This window comes from Stenotrophomonas sp. SrG, from assembly GCF_050031795.1.
Taxonomy (GTDB): Bacteria; Pseudomonadota; Gammaproteobacteria; order Xanthomonadales; family Xanthomonadaceae; genus Stenotrophomonas; species Stenotrophomonas rhizophila_A.
On the sequence record NZ_JBNBBE010000014.1, the window covers coordinates 130807 to 148598 of the forward strand.

Consider the following 17792-nt stretch of genomic DNA (forward strand, 5'->3'; position numbering starts at 1 on the left):
ACAGAGGCAGGCGTTCCGGGACAGCAATACCCGGGTGCCGGAACAGGGGGTACTCTGGGCAGTCCCCATCGCCAACCCCGGGCCCGCCGCATGGATTACCAGCTGATCATCAAGTTCTGGAGAAAGTCGCTGGACGACGAAGCCTTCCTGGCCACGCTGGAGGCCGAGCTGGGCACCGCCCTGGGCAGCGCAGCCAAGCTGGACGGTTATGACGTCAGCGCCAAGGAGATCAACCTCTTCATGTTCACGGCCGACCCGCGCCCGGCCTTCCGTCGCGCCAAGGATGTGCTGGAACGGCTGGGCGTGCTGCACAGCGTGTCGGCCGCCTACCGGCTGGAGGGTGGCGCGCAGTTCACGTCGCTGTGGCCGACCCGCATGGCGCGGAAGTTCACGCTGCCCTGAAGGCAATAAAAAAGCCGAGAGTCCCAAAGGATCTCTCGGCTTTCCAGGGTCTTCGCAGACCCCGCATTGGTGGAGGTGGGCGGAATTGAACCGCCGTCCGAAGGCACTCCATCCCCAGTTCTACATGCTTAGCTCACCGTTTGGTGTCGTCCTGTGGCAGTACGGTGTGCGAAACGCACCCCAGGATCAGCCTGCTTTAGGTTAGGTCGCAACTGACAGGCAGCCATCGCAACCGATTCCATGATAATGACCCTACACCGACGAGCATGGACACAAGTGGGTTCGGGGCTCCGCCTAAGTCGGCAGAAGGTAACTCAAACAGCTTTTAGGCTGCGAGAGCGACCGGAGCGTAGTTGTCGTCGTTGGCAACTAGAAGTTTGCTGCTGGATTAACGAGGAAAGCTGCCCCCTCGGCATGCACCAAGTGACTTCACAACCCCCGTCGAAACCAATGCACCCCCGGTTTCTTCAAGAACTGCAAGGCGTCTGGCGACCCAGACGTTACTTGATGGGACTGATCCTACTCCGATTCAGCTGAACAGTCACCTGAAAACGTCACGGCCCTGTCGGATCTACCGGCCTTCGCGCTGGCGCTTGCTGTCGGCCTGGTGCTTGGCCCGGACCTTGCGGTCGTGGTTCTGCGCGTTGCGCTGGGTCATGGCCTGCTTGCGGGCTTCGGGTTCGGCCCGGGCCATCAGGGCCTCGATCCGGGCGACCAGGCGGCGGTGCTCGAGCGAGTCGTAGCTCTGAGCCTCCGAGGCGACGCGCTTGGCGTTGCGCAGGGTGTAGGTCAGCACCTTGAGCAGGGCGGCCGGGTCCATGGCGCGGGCCAGTTCGCCGAAGATGGTCTCGTAGGCGGCGACGTCGGCCTGCAGCGTGGCGATGGGGTCCGCGCTCGGGGCGGTCTCCTGGGGAATTTCCTGGGTCACGCGGTGCTCCGGACAGTTGGGGCGGGTAGGGCAGCCGGGCCGGGCCCGGCTCTACGAATGGGGTGGATCTCAGGCGTCGCGGTTGTGGCGGCGCATGGTGCGCTGCTTTTCGCGGGCCCAGTCGCGGTCCTTTTCGGCGTCGCGCTTGTCGTGGGTCTGCTTGCCCTTGGCCAGCGCCACTTCCAGCTTGATCTTGTTCTTGCTCCAGTACATCGCCGTGGGGACGATGGTGTAGCCGTCACGTTCGACCTTGCCGACCAGCTTGTCGATCTCGCTGCGGTGGAGCAGCAGCTTGCGCTCGCGGCGGTCGTTGGCCACCACGTGGGTGGAGGCCTGGATCAACGGGGTGATCTGGGCGCCGATCAGGAAGATCTCGCCGCTTTTGACGTAGGCGTAAGCGTCGATGATGTTGCCGCGCCCGGCGCGGATCGATTTCACTTCCCAGCCCTGCAGGGCCAGGCCGGCCTCGAAACGGTCCTCGAGGGTGTATTCGTGGCGGGCACGCTTGTTGAGCGCGATGGTTTTGTTGGCCGTCGCGTTCTTTGCTTTATCCTTGCCGCTGTTCTTGCTCATTTACCTATTGTCTCCGATTCGGGCCCCCGCGGTCGATTCGCCAGCCAAGCCTTCGCATGCCAACCATCAAACGTAGTGCCCTGGTCGAACATTCGGCTGCCCGCATGTTCGACCTGGTCAATGATATCGAGGCCTACCCGCACCGTTTCCGGTGGTGCTCGGCGTCGCAGATCCTGGAATCCGGTCCGGACCGGCTGGTGGCGCGGCTGGACCTGGGGTTGGGGTCGTTTTCCACCTGGTTCATGACCGAAAACACCCTCCAGCGCCCGCACCACATCGACATGCAGCTGCGCGATGGCCCGTTCAAGCGCCTGCACGGCCGCTGGGAATTCCATGCGCTGGCCGAAGATGCCTGCAAGGTCACCCTCACGCTCGAGTTCGAACCCAACTCACGCCTGTTGGGGCCGGCGCTGGCACTGGGCTTCCAGGGCCTGGCCGACCGCATGGTCAATGACTTCGTCCGCGTCGCCGACGAGCAGGACTGAGCCGTGATCCGGGTGGAAGTGGTGTTGGCCTGGCCCGACCGGGCCGAGTCGCGCCCGCTGGAACTGGCTGAAGGCGCCACCGTAGCCGACGCCATTGCCGCCGCCGCCATCGAGGGCAGCGAGGACTGCCCGGCCGTGGCCGTGCATGGGCTGCTGGCCAAGGCCAGCCAGGTGCTCAACGACGGGGACCGCGTGGAATTGCTGCGGCCCCTGCTGGCCGATCCGAAGGACAACCGGCGCAAGCGGGCCCGCGCGCGCTGATGCCGCGTCGCCACCCGCCCGGTCAGTGAAGTGCCGGGCGGTGCGCCGGATCAGCGGCTGCGCTGCTTCTTCTTGTCCTTGGCCAGGTTGCGGCCGAACTGGCGCACCTGGTCCCGGGCCAGCTGGGCATCGTTGTTGGGGAAGTAGTCGCCTTCCCAACGGGTGACCTGGTCGCCTTCGAAGAACACCACGAAGTTCTTCACTTCGGTGCGGCCGAGGCGGTCGAGCCGCTGGCTGGCGGTGTAGTCCCAGCGCTGGGCGTGGAAGGGGTCGTCAATGGAGGGGGTGCCGAGCAGCGCGTTGACCTGCTGCTTGCTCTGGCCCACCTGCAGCTGACCGACAGCCTGCTCCCGGATCAGGTTGCCCTGATAGATGGGTTGCTTATAGATGATGCCGCAGCCCGTGGTGGACAGGGCAACGGCGGCGACCAGCAGGAGATTGCGCATCGGGGAATGGCGTTTTGGGAAATCCAGTCGATGATACACTCCGAACGTGTCGCCGCGACCCAATCCGAGGCAGCTGGCGCTAAATCGCCAATGAACGGAGACTTATGGAAACCCACGACCTGCGCAAAGTTGGCCTGAAGGTGACCCATCCGCGTATGCGGATCCTTGCCCTGCTTGAGCAGCGCGACGCCCAGAAGCACCAGCACCACATGACGGCCGAAGACATCTACCGCCAGCTCCTGGAGCACGGTGACGAGATCGGCCTGGCGACGGTTTACCGCGTGCTGACCCAGTTCGAGGCCGCCGGCCTGGTGCTGAAGCACAATTTCGAAGGCGGCCAGGCCGTTTACGAACTGGACCGGGGCGGCCACCACGACCATATGGTGGACGTGGACTCGGGCAAGATCATCGAGTTCGAAAGCCACGAGATCGAAGAACTTCAGCGCAAGATCGCCGCCGACCACGGTTACGAGCTGGAAGAGCACTCGCTGGTGCTCTACGTGCGCAAGAAACGCAAGTAACCGCAGGTTACACGCACGGTAGCTACCGACCGTTGGTCGGTAGACTTTTAAAGAAAACCCGGGCCGCCCCCGGGTTTTTTATTGCCCGAACACCGCCAGGTCCACCGCCTCGGCCATCGCCCGGTTGCCGGCATCGCCCGGGTGCAGGTGGTCGCCGGAGTCGAACGCGGGTGCCAGCCGGGCCGGGTCGGCCGGATCGCGCAGGGCGGCGTCCAGGTCGATCACGGCATCGAACGGGGCCTCCCCGCGCAGCCAGGTATTGAGCTGCTGGCGCAGGGCGTCCTTGTCCGCGACGTAATAGTCGTCCAGCGGGGTGCCCGGCAGCGCCCCGGCAAACGGGGTCAGGGTGGCGCCGATGATCCGCACGCCGTGGGCATGCGCGCGTTCGACCAGCTGGCGGTAGCCGGCCTGGAGTTCAGCCAGCGACGGTCGCGGCTGCTCGCGGGCGAAGGCGGTGCCGGGCCAGCTGATGTCATTGATGCCGACCAGCACCACCACGCTGGCCACGCCGGGTACGCCCAGCACGTCGCGCTGGAACCGGGCCAGCGCCGAGTCGCCCATCCCGTCACGCAGCAGCCGCCCGCCGGAAATGCCAGCGTTGACCACTGCCATCCCCTGCGGCGCGAGCCGGGCAGCCAGGTGGTCGGTCCAGCGCTGGTCGCGGTCGAGACTGGCGGTGGCGCCGTCGGTGATTGAATCGCCGATCACCACCACGGCGCGCGCCGCCGCCGGCGCCTCCACTTCGATCCCGGTCAGGAACAGCCGCGCGGTGGTGGGGGTGCTGCCGCGCAGCGCAACGCGGCCGGTCTGGTCGCCCGGGGCGATCGCACTGGTCTGGCGCCCATCCCAGTGGAAGGTCTGCAGCGGCGTGGGACCCGCTACGTACACGTCGACCTGCACGGCCTGCTGGGCGGCAATGGGCAGGGCAAGCGGGTCGCTCAGACGGTCCTGGCCGGGCGGGATGTCCGTGCCCGGGTGTCCGTCAAACGACAGCGTTACCGGCGCTGCCCCGGCGCTGCCGGCCACGCTGACTGCGTCGATCCGCAGGGGCGTGGTGCCGTAGGCATTGCTCAAGCGCACGCGCAGCCTCGGCCCGCCCAGGCTGATCCGCGCGGTCTGGCGGAAGGTCTGGTTGTCCAGCAGCTGCGGGATACCGGTCGGAAACAGGAAGTCGGCGCCCCAGACCGGCTGCGGGCTGGCCTGCCAGCTCGCAACCCAGTGCGGCGGCGCCGGGGCAGCAGACGCGGCGGCGGACGTCGCAGCTGAAATGGTGAGCAGCGTGCCGGTGGCAAAGCGGATCAAGCGGTTCATGCGGGCCATCCCGTGGAAGAGGCGGCCATGGTGCGCGGCAGACCATCTGTGAAATAGACTGCCCATGGACAATCATCTGTGAACTGAATTCATCCCATGCCCGCACCCGACATCAATCGCTCCGGCCAGCTGGAGATCTTCGTGCGGGTGATCGAAGCCGGCAGTTTCTCGGCGGCGGCCCGCGCGCTGGACATGAGTCCTTCGGCAATCAGCAAGCTGGTAGCGCGGCTGGAACAACGGCTGGGCACGCGCCTGCTGCAGCGCTCCACCCGCCAGCTGCAGCTGACCCCGGAAGGCTGCGCGTTCTATGAGCGTGGCCTGCGCGTGCTGGCCGACCTGGACGAGGCCGAGCGCTGCGCCAGCGCGCATGCCGAACCGCGCGGGCGGCTGCGGGTGAACAGCAACGTGCCGTTCGCCCACCATTTCCTGCTGCCGCTGCTGCCGGCCTTCCTGGAGCGGCACCCGCAGGTGGGGGTGGACCTCATGCTGACCGATGAGGTGATCGACCTGCTGGAGCAGCGTACCGATGTGGCGGTACGGGCCGGCCCGTTGAAGAGCTCCAGCCTGGTTGCGCGGCGGCTGGGCAGTACCCGGATGATGATCGTGGCGGCGCCGGCATACGCAGCCAGGCATGGACTGCCCGGCGATGCGGCGGCGCTGTTGGCGCACAACCGGCTGGATATCGGTCATGCACGTGCGCAGACCGGCTGGCCGGTGCGCGAACACGGGCAGGTGCTGACGGTGCCGACCGGCGGCAACGCACGTGCCAGCGATGGCGAGGCGTTGCGGCGGCTGGTGCTGGGCGGCGCGGGTATTGCGCGGCTGGCCGCGTTCCAGGTGCAGGCCGATGTCGCCGCCGGGCGGCTGCTGCCGGTACTGGAACAGGCCAACCCGGGCGACCTGGAAGATGTGCACGCGGTGTTCGTCGGGCAGGGCGGTTACCTGCCCTTGCGGGTGCGGGCGTTCCTGGATTTCCTGGTGGAACAGGTGGACCTGGCCAAGCCGTTGGCGTAACCCGGTCACGCCATGGGCAGGGACCCACCGTTGGTGGGTACGCCGTCAGGTCTCCTGCAGGAGTTTGCGCGCGGCCGCGCGGGCTTCCTTGCTGACTTCCACGCCGCCAAGCATGCGCGCCAGCTCTTCCTCGCGGGCCTTGGCATCCAGCTTCTCCACCGCGCTCTGGGTCATGCCTTCCACCGGTGCCTTGCTGACCCGGTAATGGGCGTGGCCCTTGGAGGCGACCTGCGGCAGGTGGGTAACGCACAACACCTGCCGTTTCTCGCCGAGCGCGCGCAGCTTCTGGCCGACAATATCGGCCACCGCGCCGCCGATGCCGGAATCGACTTCGTCGAACACCATGGTCGGCACCGCATCCAGGCCCAGTGCGGCCACTTCAATGGCCAGCGAGATGCGTGAGAGTTCGCCGCCCGAGGCCACCTTGCGCAGGGCGCGCGGCGGCTGGCCGGCGTTGGCGGCCACCAGGAATTCAACGCGCTCGGCGCCGTTCGGGTCCGGCCTGGCGGCCGCGTGCGGTTCGATCTCGATCAGGAACTGGCCCCCGCCCATGCCCAGCTCGCCGATCAGCGTGGTGGTGGTCTCCGACAGCGCCTTGGCCGCGGTGGCGCGGCTGGCACTGAGCGTGGCCGCCACGGCCTGCCATTGCGCGGCCGCGCGGTCGATCTCGCCGGCCAGCGCCTGCAGGCGGGTATCGGCACCGCGCAGCTGCTCGACTTCGGCTTCCATCGCATCGCGGTGTTCGGCCAGGCCTTCCATCGGCACGCGGTGCTTGCGCGCCAGGTCGTGCAGGCGGCCGAGGCGGCGTTCGATGTCCTCGAACTGCTCCGGATCGGCATCGAGGTCGTCGTGGACCCGGTCGAGCAGGGCCAGCGCTTCGTGCAGCTGGATGACCGCGCTGTCCAGCAGCGCGTCCACCTCGCCCAGGCGGGTGTCGTGTTCGGCCACGCGGGCCAGGTCATGCCGGGTCTGCTGCAGCAGCTGCAGCACCGACACCTCATCGTCGCCATTGAGCCGGGCGGCGGCTACGTCGCAGGCGCTGACCAGCGCCCCGGCGTGGGCCTGGCGGCGGTGGCTGCTGCCCAGGGCGGCGATCGAGGCCGGCTCCAGGTCTTCGCGCTGCAGTTCGCCCAGCTGGTGTTCCAGGAAGCCGATGCGGTCGCTGACATCGCCCTGTCGCGACAGCGACTCGGCTTCGTCGACCAGGGCCTGCCAACGGCCAGCCGCCTGGCGCACCTGGACGCGCTCGGCCTCGTTGCGGGCGTAGGCGTCCAGCAGCGCCAGCTGCGAGGGCCGTGCCAGCAGCGCCTGCTGTTCGTGCTGGCCGTGGATTTCCACCAGCATGCCGGCCAGCTCGGTGAGCTGGGACAGGGTCACCGGGCGGCCGTTGATCCAGGCGCGCGAGCCGCCGTCGGCACGGATGATCCGGCGCAACTGGCACTGCTCCTCGTCATCCAGTTCGTTGTCGCGCAGCCATTGCCGGGCCGGGGCGTGTTCGCCCGGCGCGAACTCGGCAGACAGCTCCGCGCGCGCCGCGCCGTGGCGGACCACGCCGCTGTCGGCGCGCAGCCCGGACAGGAAGCCCAGCGCGTCGACCATCAGTGACTTGCCTGCGCCCGTCTCGCCGGAAACCACGGTCATGCCTGCGCCGAATTCCAGTTCGGTGGCGCGGACAACGGCAAAATCCTTGATCGATAGATGTCTGAGCATGGTATTGGGTTCTTGAGCCGCGCAACGCTAGCATGGGTGGGGCAGGCAGTGTTCCTGCCATTATCCAACGTCGCGTCTCACAGGTTGATTCCATGCACCCTTCCGCGCCCCATCTTGCGCCGCGCGCCCGCCATCTGCTGCGGACGCTGATCGCGCGCCACATCCAGGACGGCGAGCCGGTCGGCTCGCAGACGCTGGCGCGGCTGGCCGGGTTGGACGTCAGCCCGGCCACCATCCGCAACATCCTGGGTGACCTGGAAGACCTGGGCCTGCTCAGCTCGGCGCACGTCTCGGCCGGGCGGGTGCCCACCGCGCACGGCTACCGGGTGTTCGTCGACAGCCTGGTCAAGATGCAGCCGCCCGGCGAAAGCGAGCTGAGCCGCCTGCGCAGCGAGCTGTCCACCGGGGCGGGCACCCAGGCGCTGCTCGGCAGTGCCTCGGAGCTGCTTTCGGCGATGAGCCATTTCGTCGGCGTGGTCGGCGCGCCGCGGCGCGAACAGTTCGCGTTCCGCCACATCGATTTCGTGGCGTTGGATGCGCGCCGGGTGCTGGCCATCCTCGTATTCGCCGACAACGAGGTGCAGAACCGGGTGATCGAGCCCAAACGCAGCTGGGAGCCGGCCGAGCTGGAGAAGGTGGCCAACTACCTCAATGCCCATTGCGCCGGCCGCCCGTTGGCCGAGATCCGCGCCACCCTGCTGGTGGAGCTGCGCCAGGCGCGCACGGAAATGGAGCAGCTGCTGGCCCACAGCGTGGAGCTGGCCGAACAGGCAATGGCGCCGCCGGCCGACGACATGGTGCTGGCCGGGCAGACCCGGCTGATGGGGGTGCAGGACCTGTCCGACCTGGACCGCCTGCGCGAGCTGTTCGACCTGTTCGCCAGCAAACGCGAGATCCTGCAGCTGCTGGAGCGCACCATCCAGGCCCCGGGCGTGCGCATCTTCATCGGCGAGGAAACCGGAGTGATGCCGCTGGAGAACGTCTCGCTGGTGACCGCGCCGTACTCGGCCGGCGGCCAGGTGCTGGGCGTGCTGGGGGTGATCGGGCCCAAGCGGATGGCCTACGACCGCATGATTCCGCTGGTGGAGGCCACCGCCCAGGTGCTCGGTGCGGCCCTGGATGCCCCGGCCGGCGGCGGATTGTCCCGGGATCGCACCTAAACACGCCCCCAGCTCTTGAATCGGGTCCGGCCGCCCACATAGGGGTGGGTGGAGGCGGAGAGTCACCGCCAAGGATCCGGAAATGAACCAAGATCAGCCTGATATCGCATCCCAGACCCCGGCCGGCGACGCCGCCACGGGCGATACCCTGCAGCAGCAGCTCGACGCCCTGCATAACGAAGTGGCGCTGCTCCGGTCCGAGTCGCTGCGTGAGCGCGCCGACCTGGACAACCAGCGCAAGCGCGTGGCCCGTGACGTTGAACAGGCGCGCCGCTTCGCCAACGAGAAGCTGCTGGGCGAGCTGCTGCCGGTGTTCGACAGCCTGGACGCCGGGCTCAATGCCGCCGGCGCCGAACCCAGCCCGCTGCGCGAAGGCCTGGAGCTGACCTACAAGCAGCTGCTCAAGGTCGCCGCCGACAACGGTCTGACCCTGCTGGACCCCACCGGCCAGACCTTCAACCCGGAACATCACCAGGCCATCAGCCAGGTCGACGCCCCCGGCGCGGCGCCGGGCAGCGTGGTCCAGGTGTTCCAGAAGGGCTACCTGCTCAACGATCGCCTGCTGCGGCCGGCCCTGGTCGTGGTCGCCCGGGACTGACCTGAACGCGTTTGGCCGCCATCGGACACAGCGTTCGATGGATGGGTTGAAAGTGTCAGCAGCGTCCCACACATCCCATTCATAACCCGGCAGCTGCCGGATGTTCCCCAAATTTTCAGGAGTCTCCCTCATGGGCAAGATCATTGGTATCGACCTCGGCACCACCAACTCGTGTGTGGCGATCATGGACGGCGGCAAGGCCCGCGTCATCGAAAACGCGGAAGGCGATCGCACCACGCCGTCCATCGTCGCCTACACCAAGGATGGCGAAGTGCTGGTCGGCGCCTCGGCCAAGCGCCAGGCCGTCACCAACCCGAAGAACACCTTCTACGCCGTCAAGCGCCTGATCGGCCGCAAGTTCACCGACGCTGAAGTCCAGAAGGACATCGCGCACGTGCCTTACGGCATCCTGGCCCACGACAACGGCGACGCCTGGGTGCAGACCAGCGATGCCAAGAAGATGGCGCCGCAGGAAATCTCCGCGCGCGTGCTGGAGAAGATGAAGAAGACCGCCGAAGCGTTCCTGGGTGAGACCGTCACCGAGGCCGTGATCACCGTGCCGGCCTACTTCAACGACAGCCAGCGCCAGGCGACCAAGGACGCCGGCCGCATCGCGGGCCTGGAAGTCAAGCGCATCATCAACGAGCCGACCGCTGCTGCCCTGGCCTATGGCCTGGACAAGGGTGACGGCAAGGACCGCAAGATCGTGGTGTACGACCTGGGCGGCGGCACCTTCGACGTGTCGATCATCGAAATCGCCAACGTCGACGGTGAGAAGCAGTTCGAAGTGCTGGCCACCAACGGCGACACCTTCCTGGGCGGCGAAGACTTCGACAACCGCGTCATCGAATACCTGGTGGACGAGTTCAACAAGGACCAGGGCATCGACCTGCGCAAGGATCCGCTCGCCCTGCAGCGCCTGAAGGATGCTGCCGAGCGCGCCAAGATCGAGCTGTCGACCAGCCAGCAGACCGAAGTGAACCTGCCGTACGTCACCGCCGATGCCTCCGGTCCGAAGCACCTGAACATCAAGCTGACCCGCGCCAAGCTGGAAGCGCTGGTGGAAGACCTGATCAAGAAGTCGATCGAGCCGTGCCGCATCGCCCTGAACGATGCCGGCCTGCGTTCGAGCGACATCAGCGAAGTGATCCTGGTCGGCGGCCAGACCCGCATGCCGAAGGTGCAGCAGGCCGTGACCGAGTTCTTCGGCAAGGAACCGCGCAAGGACGTCAACCCGGACGAAGCCGTGGCACTGGGTGCGGCGATCCAGGGCGGCGTGCTTGGCGGCGACGTCAAGGACGTGCTGCTGCTGGACGTGACCCCGCTGTCGCTGGGCATCGAAACCATGGGCGGTGTGTTCACCAAGATCATCGAGAAGAACACCACCATCCCGACCAAGGCCTCGCAGGTGTTCTCCACCGCCGAGGACAACCAGTCGGCCGTGACCGTGCACGTGCTGCAGGGTGAGCGCGAACAGGCCCGCTACAACAAGTCGCTGGCCAAGTTCGACCTCTCCGGCATCGAGCCGGCCCCGCGCGGCCTGCCGCAGGTGGAAGTGTCCTTCGACATCGACGCCAACGGCATCCTGCACGTGTCGGCCAAGGACAAGAAGACCAACAAGGAACAGAAGGTCGAGATCAAGGCCGGTTCGGGTCTGTCCGAGGACGAGATCGCGCGCATGGTCGCCGACGCGGAAGCCAACCGCGAAGAAGACAAGAAGTTCCACGAGCTGGTCCAGGCCCGCAACCAGGCCGACGCGCTGATCCACGGTACCCGTACCGCGATCAACGAACACGGCAGCAAGGTCGGTGGCGATGTCATCGGCAAGGTCGAATCGGCCCTGGCCGACCTGGAAACCGCGATGAAGGGTGACGACAAGGCCCAGATCGAAGCCAAGTCGAAGGTGCTGGAAGAAGCCGGCCAGTCGCTGTTCGCTGCATCGGCCGCGGCCGAGCAGGGCGGTGCCGCACCGGGTGCCGATGCCGGCGCCGGCAACAATGGCGGCGCGCACGACGATGTGGTCGACGCCGAGTTCACCGAAGTCAAGGACGACAAGAAGTCCTGATCCGGACACGACGCGGGACGTTGCGCAGGCAACGTCCCGTTGTCATTCCACTGGGTCCTGACCGCCGTACCCCGGTGTGCCGGGGCGCCCAACGAAAGAGCGGACCTGGTTCCGCTCTTCCGCTTTGACGAATCCCGACTTCCGGATACTGATTCACACCATGAGCAAGCGCGATTACTACGAAGTGCTGGGTGTTACCCGCACGGCGACCGAAGAAGAACTGAAGAAGGCGTATCGCCGTTGCGCGATGAAGCACCACCCTGACCGCAACCCCGGCGACAGCGCCGCCGAAGCGGCCTTCAAGGAGTGCAAGGAAGCCTACGAAACCCTGTCCGATGCCAACAAGCGTCGCATGTACGATGCACACGGCCACGCGGCCTTCGAGCACGGCATGGGCGGTGGCGGCGGCCCGGGTGGCCCGGACATGGGCGACATCTTCGGCGACATCTTCGGCAACATCTTTGGCGGTGCCGGCGGCGGTCCGCGCCAGGCACGTCGCGGTGCCGACATCGGCTACGTGATGGAGCTGGACCTGGAAGAAGCGGTGCGTGGCATCGAGCGCCGCATCGAGATTCCGACCCTGGCCGAGTGCGACGACTGCCACGGCAGCGGCTCGGACGATGGCAAGGTCGAAACCTGCAGCGTGTGCCGTGGGCAGGGCCAGGTGCGGATCCAGCGTGGCATCTTCGCCATGCAGCAGGCCTGCCATAACTGCAACGGCCGCGGCCAGATCATCCAGAACCCCTGCAAGACCTGCCACGGCAATGGCCGGGTAGAGGAAGACAAGGTGTTGTCGGTCAAGGTGCCCGCGGGCGTCGACACCGGCGACCGCATCCGCCTGGCGGGCGAGGGTGAGGCCGGTCCGGCCGGCACGCCGCCGGGCGACCTGTACGTGGAAGTGCGGGTGCGCGAGCACGCCATCTTCCAGCGCGATGGCGACGACCTGCACTGCGAAGTGCCGATCCGCATTTCGCAGGCCGCGCTGGGCGACACCGTGCGCGTGGCCACCCTGGGCGGCTATGCGGAAATCCGCATCCCGGCCGAAACCCAGACCGGCAAGCTGTTCCGCCTGCGCGGCAAGGGCGTGCGTTCGGTGCGCAGCCGCAGCGAAGGCGACCTGTACTGCCGCGTGGTGGTGGAAACCCCGGTCAACCTGACCGCCGAGCAGCGCAAGCTGCTGGAACAGTTCGAAACCACCTTCACCGGCGAAGAAGCGCGCAAGCACTCGCCGAAGTCGGCGACCTTCATCGATGGTGTGAAGGGCTTCTGGGATCGCATGACCTCGTAAGCGGTTGGTTCCATCGGTAACGAAAACGCCGGGCACGTCCCGGCTTTTTTGTGCCTGCGATTCAGCGGGCAGGTACCGGCCGTTGATCGGTACGCTCTAAAATGGGCCATGAACGATACCCTCGAAAGCCATCTGGTCCATGGGCGCCGCCAGCGCCCGGACGGTCCGTCGCCGGTCGACGTCATCTCGGTCCAGTCGCAGCTGGTCTACGGCCACGCCGGCAACAGCGCGGCGGTGCCGCCGCTGCGTGCGCTGGGCGTGCGCGTGGCCGAAGTGCCGACCACGCTGCTGAGCAATGCGCCGTTCTATCCGACCACGCGCGGCCGCGTGCTGCCGGCCGACTGGTTCGCCGACCTGCTGTTGGGCGCCAGCGAGCGCGGCCTGCCGGCGCGCGCGAAGATGCTGGTGTCCGGTTACTTCGGCAGCGTCGGCAATGGCGCGGCGTTCGCCGACTGGCTGGACACGGTGCTGCCGGCGTCGCCGCAGCTGCGCTACTGCCTGGACCCGGTGATCGGCGATACCCACACCGGTCCTTACGTGGAGCCGGGCCTGGAAACCATCTTCGCCGAGCGCCTGCTGCCGCATGCCTGGCTGGTCACCCCGAATGCGTTCGAGCTGGGCCGGCTGACCGGCCTGCCCAGCCTGGCCGAGGCCGATGCGATTGCCGCCGCGCAGGCGCTGCTGGCACGCGGGCCGGAATGGGTGCTGGCGCACAGCGTCGGCGGCGACCCGGGTGAGCTGGTCACGCTGGCGGTCAGCCGCGATGCGATCTGGCGCTGGTCCTCGCCGCACCTGCCGGTGGACGTGGCCGGCACCGGCGACGTGCTGATGTCGCTGCTGGTGGCGTTCCTGCTGCGCGGTGAGCGCTTCGAGCAGGCGCTGTCGCGGTCGATCTCGGGCGTACACGCCGCGCTGGAGGCCACCCTGGCCAACGACCACGAAGAATTCGACGTGCTGGCCGCCGCACCGGCCGCGCTGGCGCAGCCGCACCGCTTCCGCGCCGAGCGGCTGGCGTGAGCCTGCGCCCGGTTGTCGGCATCGTCGGCAGCGCCGGCGCGTATGGGCGCTGGCTGCGCACGTTCCTCGAGCAGCGCCTGGGGCTTGAGGTGATCGGGCATGATCCGGCCGATCCGCAGTCGGACGATCCCGAAACACTGCTGGAGCGCGCGGACGTGCTGGTGTTCTCCGCGCCGATCCGGCACACGCCCGCCTTGATTGCCGATTACGTGAGGCGTTCGGCCGGCCGCGAAGCCGGCCGGCTGTGGCTGGATGTGACCTCGGTGAAGAGCGAGCCGGTGGCTGCGATGCTGGCCTCACGGGCCGAGGTGGTCGGGCTGCACCCGATGACCGCACCGCCCAAGGCACCCACGCTGAAGGGCAGGGTGATGGTGGTGTGCGAAGCGCGCTTGTCGCAGTGGCAGCCGTGGGTAAGCGGGCTGTGCGCGGCGCTGGAAGCCGAGTGCGTGCGCGCCACGCCCGAACACCACGACCAGGTGATGGCGCTGGTGCAGGCCATGGTGCATGCCACCCACCTGGCCCAGGCAGGGGTGCTGCGCGAATACGCGCCGCTGCTCGGGCCGCTGTCGGAGCTGATGCCGTACCGGTCGGCCTCGTTCGAACTGGATACCGCGATCATCGCGCGCATCCTCTCGCTCAACCCCGTCATCTACGAAGACATCCAGTTCGGCAACCCGCATGTGGCGCCGATGCTGGACCGCCTGCTGGGCCAGTTGCAGGCCCTGCGCAGCCAGGTGGAGCAGGGCGATGATGCCGCGCGCGCCGCGTTCCGTGAGCAGCTGCTGCAGGACAACCGCGAGCATCAGGGCAAGGCGCTGCTGCAGGCAGGCAATTACACCTTCGAACGCGTGGGCTACCTGCTGGCCGACCTGACCGAGCGCAACGCGATCAGCGTGCACCTGCCGGAGGATCGTCCCGGTTCATTGCGTGAGCTGCTGCATGTGTTCGAACGGCATGGGGTCAGCCTGGCCTCCATCCACTCCTCGCGCACGCCAGGCGGCGAGGTGCATTTCCGGATGGGATTCGTGGCTGGCAGTGACCTCGATGCGCTGCAGCGGGCGGCGGTGGAAATCGACGCCAGCGGCATCGGGCGGGTGCTGCCGCGCTGACAGCCTGTCGCATTCATCCACAGGGGGTGTGGATGAAATGCGGACAAGCATGTGGATAACCGTGCGCAGCCCCCGTGGGGCAACGCTGTCAAGATGGGTGGCGAATAATTGACCAGTCAGATGGTCAGGGTGAGCTCGCCACCGCTGGTCCGGAACACCCGACCCTCACGCACCAGGTGACGGCCATCGGCCAATTCGTAACGGACGTGCGGGTCGGCAGCGGTATCGCCGGCCTCGTCCTTGAATTCGATGACCACATGGTCTTCGCCGTTGGCATCGATCGCGGGAAACTGACGGAACGACATCAGACACCTCCTGCAGCAGGTTCATGGGGCGCTGCCACCATGCAACCTGCCGCGTTATCGATGCGTCATCAATCGATGAACTGCAGCTTGGCCAGTTCAGCGTACAGTCCACCTTCGGCCAGCAGCTCGGCGTGGGTGCCCTGCGCCACGATCCGCCCGTGGTCCATGACCACGATGCGGTCGGCCTTGAGCACCGTGGCCAGCCGGTGCGCAATCACCAGCGTGGTGCGCCCCGCCATCAGCCGCTCCAGCGCCTGCTGCACCGCACGTTCGCTTTGCGCATCCAGCGCGCTGGTGGCCTCGTCCAGCAACAGGATCGGCGCGTCCTTGAGCAGCGCACGCGCGATCGCGATGCGCTGCTGCTGGCCGCCGGACAGGCGCGCACCGCGCTCGCCCAGCTCGCTCAGGTAGCCGTCGGGCAGCGCCTGCAGGAACTCATCCGCTTCGGCCGCTTCCGCGGCACGCTGCACTTCCTCGTTGCTGGCTTCCAGCCGGCCGTAGCGGATGTTCTCCAGCGCGCTGCTGGCAAACAGCGTGGGCTGCTGCGGCACCAGCGCCATCTGTGCGCGCAGCTGCGCCGGATCGACGCGGCGCACGTCCACGCCATCCACCAGCACGCTGCCGGCGGCAGGATCATGGAAGCGCAGCAGCATCGACAACACCGTGCTCTTGCCGGCGCCCGAGGGCCCGACCAGCGCCACGGTTTCGCCCGGGCGCACATGCAGGTCGAAATGGGCCAGTGCCGCGGTGTCCGGGCGCTGCGGATAGTGGAAGACCACGTCCTGGAAGCGGATCTCGCCGCGCAGCGGGGTGGGCAGCGGCAGCGGGTCGGTCGGTGCGGTGATTTCGATGTTTTCGTGCAGCAGCTCGGCGATGCGCCCCATGCCGCCGGACGCGCGCTGCAGTTCATTCCACACTTCGGCCAGCGCACCGACCGAGCCACCGCCGATCAGCGCGTACAGCACGAACTGGCCCAGGGTGCCGGCCGTCATCCGGCCGTCGTTGACGTCATGCGCACCCAGCCACAGCACGCCCACGATGGCACCGAACACCAGCACGATGGCGGTGGCCGTCACCAGCGACTGCGCGCCGATGCGGCGCCGCGCGGCGCGGATCGATTCGGCCAGTGCTTCATTGAAACGGTTGCGTTCATACGGTTCGCGCGCGTGCGCCTGCACCGTGCGCACCGCGCCCAGCGTTTCGGCGGCCAGGCTGTTGGCATCGGCGATGCGGTCTTGGCTGGCGCGCGAAATGCCGCGCACGCGCCGCGCCCCGATGACGATCGGCAGCACCGCCAGCGGAATGCCGACCAGCGACCATGCAGCCAGGCGCGGGCTGGTCACGAACAGCATCACCAGGCTGCCGACCACGGTGACGCTGCTGCGCAGCGCGACCGACATGGTGGAACCAATCACGCTGCGCAGCAGCTCGCTGTCGGCGGTCAGCCGCGAGACCAGCTCGCCGCTGCGGCTGCGGTCGTGGAAGCCGGCGCCCAGTGAGATCAGGTGCGCATACAGGCGGCTGCGCAGGTCGGCCACCACCTTCTCGCCCAGCAGCGAAACGAAGAAGAAGCGCGCGGCCGTGGCCAGCCCCAGCACCACCGCCACCAGCAACAGCAGGGCGAACGCGCGGTTGATCTGCCCGTTGCCGCTGAACCCGTGGTCGATCATCAGCTTCACCGCCGGGGGCAGGCTCAGCGTGGCGGTGGAAGAGACGGCAAGCGCCACCAGCCAGGCCGAGAACAGCCCACCGTGCCGGCGCACGAACGGCCACAGCGTGCCCAGGCTGCCAAGGCGGCGCAGCGCCGGTTCCGGTGCGGAAGAGGGTTCAGTCATGGACAAGGCCTGGTTCGGTGCGCGGATGCACGCGGATACGATCACGGGTGGCGTCGCGCAGGCGGGTTTTCAACGGGTCGGCCTGATCGGCGGGAAGGCGGACGTGCAGTTCCACGCCCGAGGCGGTGAACGTTTCGTCCAGTTTTTCGGCCAGGTGCGCTGCCAGGGCGGCATGCAGCGCGCCCAGGTCCTCGAACGCGGCCTGCACGGTCAACTCGGCCAGCGCCACCAGCGGTAGCCGTGGCGCGGTGCGCAGGCACTCGGCGGCAGTGCCGCCATAGGCCCGCACCAGCCCGCCCGCGCCCAGCTTGATGCCGCCGTACCAGCGGATCACCACCACCATGACGCGATCAAAGCCCTGGCCGTCGATCGCCGCCAGGATCGGGCGGCCGGCGGTGCCGGCCGGTTCCCCGTCGTCGCTGGACCGGTACTCGTTGCCGTGCCGGTAAGCCCAGCAGTTGTGCGTGGCATCGGGCACCGCGACCTGCTGCAGGAACGCCAGTGCGTCTTCGGCAGAGCCGATCGGCGCGGCATGTGCGACGAAACGGCTGTGTTTGATTTCCAGGCTGTGGTTGACGGCGGTGGCGAGTGTATCGGGCATCCCCGCCATTCTAGTGGGGGTCGAGCAGCTCGCGCAGATCCTCGGGAATACGCGCTTCCGGATACTGCTGCAGGTAACGCTCCAGGCTGGCCCGCGCGGTATCCAGGTCGCGGTCGTCGCGGCGCTCGCGGATGCGCTTGATCCACTGCCGGCGGGGCAACGA

The 17792-nt window shown here is 67.6% G+C and carries 19 protein-coding genes and 1 other RNA gene; 11 read left to right on the plus strand and 9 right to left on the minus strand.

The annotated features are described in order from the left end of the window. Positions 1-90 precede the first annotated feature (90 nt). A complete protein-coding gene (locus ACQG3P_RS14625; RefSeq protein ID WP_095364192.1) occupies positions 91-402 on the plus strand; it encodes a hypothetical protein in 312 nt (103 codons plus the stop codon). A 67-nt stretch (positions 403-469) separates the two neighbouring features. Here the strand turns inward: ACQG3P_RS14625 and ssrA are convergent. From ssrA to smpB, 3 genes are all read right to left on the minus strand, one after another. Next, positions 470-862, minus strand: a transfer-messenger RNA (tmRNA) gene (ssrA, locus tag ACQG3P_RS14630). 111 nt (positions 863-973) lie between these two features. Continuing rightward, positions 974-1330, minus strand: coding sequence for a hypothetical protein (locus tag ACQG3P_RS14635; protein WP_184123990.1), 357 nt, complete (start codon positions 1328-1330; stop codon positions 974-976). Between the two features lie 69 nt (positions 1331-1399). Further along, positions 1400-1903, minus strand: coding sequence for an SsrA-binding protein SmpB (gene smpB / locus ACQG3P_RS14640; RefSeq protein ID WP_068851133.1), 504 nt, complete (start codon positions 1901-1903; stop codon positions 1400-1402). 56 nt (positions 1904-1959) lie between these two features. On the opposite strand from smpB, the gene ACQG3P_RS14645 reads away from it, so the two are divergent. Both ACQG3P_RS14645 and ACQG3P_RS14650 read left to right on the plus strand, forming a co-directional pair. After that, a complete protein-coding gene (locus ACQG3P_RS14645; RefSeq protein ID WP_068851136.1) occupies positions 1960-2388 on the plus strand; it encodes a type II toxin-antitoxin system RatA family toxin in 429 nt (142 codons plus the stop codon). A gap of 3 nt (positions 2389-2391) precedes the next feature. Next, entirely contained in the window at positions 2392-2649 is a 258-nt protein-coding gene (locus tag ACQG3P_RS14650; RefSeq protein WP_426805480.1) for an RnfH family protein, read from the plus strand. A gap of 50 nt (positions 2650-2699) precedes the next feature. On the opposite strand, the gene ACQG3P_RS14655 is transcribed toward ACQG3P_RS14650, so the two are convergent. Continuing rightward, positions 2700-3095 (minus strand): outer membrane protein assembly factor BamE, encoded by a 396-nt coding sequence (locus ACQG3P_RS14655; RefSeq protein ID WP_068851142.1) that lies wholly within the window; start codon positions 3093-3095, stop codon positions 2700-2702. 104 nt (positions 3096-3199) lie between these two features. On the opposite strand from ACQG3P_RS14655, the gene fur reads away from it, so the two are divergent. Continuing rightward, a complete protein-coding gene (fur, locus tag ACQG3P_RS14660) occupies positions 3200-3616 on the plus strand; it encodes a ferric iron uptake transcriptional regulator (RefSeq protein WP_068851145.1) in 417 nt (138 codons plus the stop codon). Between the two features lie 78 nt (positions 3617-3694). Here the strand turns inward: fur and ACQG3P_RS14665 are convergent, their stop codons facing one another. After that, the gene (locus tag ACQG3P_RS14665) at positions 3695-4927 is read right to left on the minus strand and encodes an SGNH/GDSL hydrolase family protein (RefSeq protein ID WP_426805481.1); all 1233 of its coding nucleotides are present in this window, start codon (positions 4925-4927) and stop codon (positions 3695-3697) included. A 96-nt stretch (positions 4928-5023) separates the two neighbouring features. On the opposite strand from ACQG3P_RS14665, the gene ACQG3P_RS14670 reads away from it, so the two are divergent. Continuing rightward, positions 5024-5941, plus strand: coding sequence for a LysR family transcriptional regulator (locus ACQG3P_RS14670; RefSeq protein ID WP_426805482.1), 918 nt, complete (start codon positions 5024-5026; stop codon positions 5939-5941). 45 nt (positions 5942-5986) lie between these two features. Here the strand turns inward: ACQG3P_RS14670 and recN are convergent, their stop codons facing one another. After that, a complete protein-coding gene (recN, locus tag ACQG3P_RS14675) occupies positions 5987-7651 on the minus strand; it encodes a DNA repair protein RecN (protein ID WP_306989022.1) in 1665 nt (554 codons plus the stop codon). Between the two features lie 92 nt (positions 7652-7743). Here recN and hrcA point away from each other — a divergent pair, with 92 nt between their 5' ends. The 6 genes from hrcA (at position 7744) to ACQG3P_RS14705 (ending at position 14888) form a co-directional block, all read left to right on the plus strand. Continuing rightward, a complete protein-coding gene (gene hrcA, locus ACQG3P_RS14680; RefSeq protein ID WP_068851154.1) occupies positions 7744-8811 on the plus strand; it encodes a heat-inducible transcriptional repressor HrcA in 1068 nt (355 codons plus the stop codon). Positions 8812-8893: 82 nt separating this feature from the next. Next, the gene (gene grpE / locus ACQG3P_RS14685; protein WP_068851157.1) at positions 8894-9409 is read left to right on the plus strand and encodes a nucleotide exchange factor GrpE; all 516 of its coding nucleotides are present in this window, start codon (positions 8894-8896) and stop codon (positions 9407-9409) included. Between the two features lie 130 nt (positions 9410-9539). Continuing rightward, positions 9540-11474: a molecular chaperone DnaK gene (dnaK, locus tag ACQG3P_RS14690; protein WP_068851160.1), complete on the plus strand. Its 1935-nt coding sequence runs from the start codon at positions 9540-9542 to the stop codon at positions 11472-11474. 160 nt (positions 11475-11634) lie between these two features. Then, positions 11635-12762, plus strand: coding sequence for a molecular chaperone DnaJ (gene dnaJ / locus ACQG3P_RS14695; RefSeq protein WP_068851162.1), 1128 nt, complete (start codon positions 11635-11637; stop codon positions 12760-12762). A gap of 108 nt (positions 12763-12870) precedes the next feature. After that, positions 12871-13779, plus strand: coding sequence for a pyridoxal kinase (pdxY, locus tag ACQG3P_RS14700; protein WP_093534345.1), 909 nt, complete (start codon positions 12871-12873; stop codon positions 13777-13779). Continuing rightward, positions 13776-14888, plus strand: coding sequence for a prephenate dehydrogenase (locus ACQG3P_RS14705; RefSeq protein ID WP_426805483.1), 1113 nt, complete (start codon positions 13776-13778; stop codon positions 14886-14888). The genes pdxY and ACQG3P_RS14705 overlap by 4 nt, the downstream gene beginning before the upstream one ends. Positions 14889-15004: 116 nt before the next feature. Here ACQG3P_RS14705 and ACQG3P_RS14710 read toward each other — a convergent pair whose 3' ends face one another. From ACQG3P_RS14710 to ACQG3P_RS14720, 3 genes are all read right to left on the minus strand, one after another. After that, entirely contained in the window at positions 15005-15193 is a 189-nt protein-coding gene (locus ACQG3P_RS14710; protein WP_093534349.1) for a hypothetical protein, read from the minus strand. Between the two features lie 68 nt (positions 15194-15261). Next, positions 15262-17028 (minus strand): ABC transporter transmembrane domain-containing protein, encoded by a 1767-nt coding sequence (locus tag ACQG3P_RS14715; RefSeq protein WP_426805484.1) that lies wholly within the window; start codon positions 17026-17028, stop codon positions 15262-15264. After that, a complete protein-coding gene (locus ACQG3P_RS14720; protein ID WP_184123965.1) occupies positions 17021-17629 on the minus strand; it encodes an IMPACT family protein in 609 nt (202 codons plus the stop codon). The genes ACQG3P_RS14715 and ACQG3P_RS14720 overlap by 8 nt, the downstream gene beginning before the upstream one ends. Between the last annotated feature and the right edge of the window lie 163 nt (positions 17630-17792).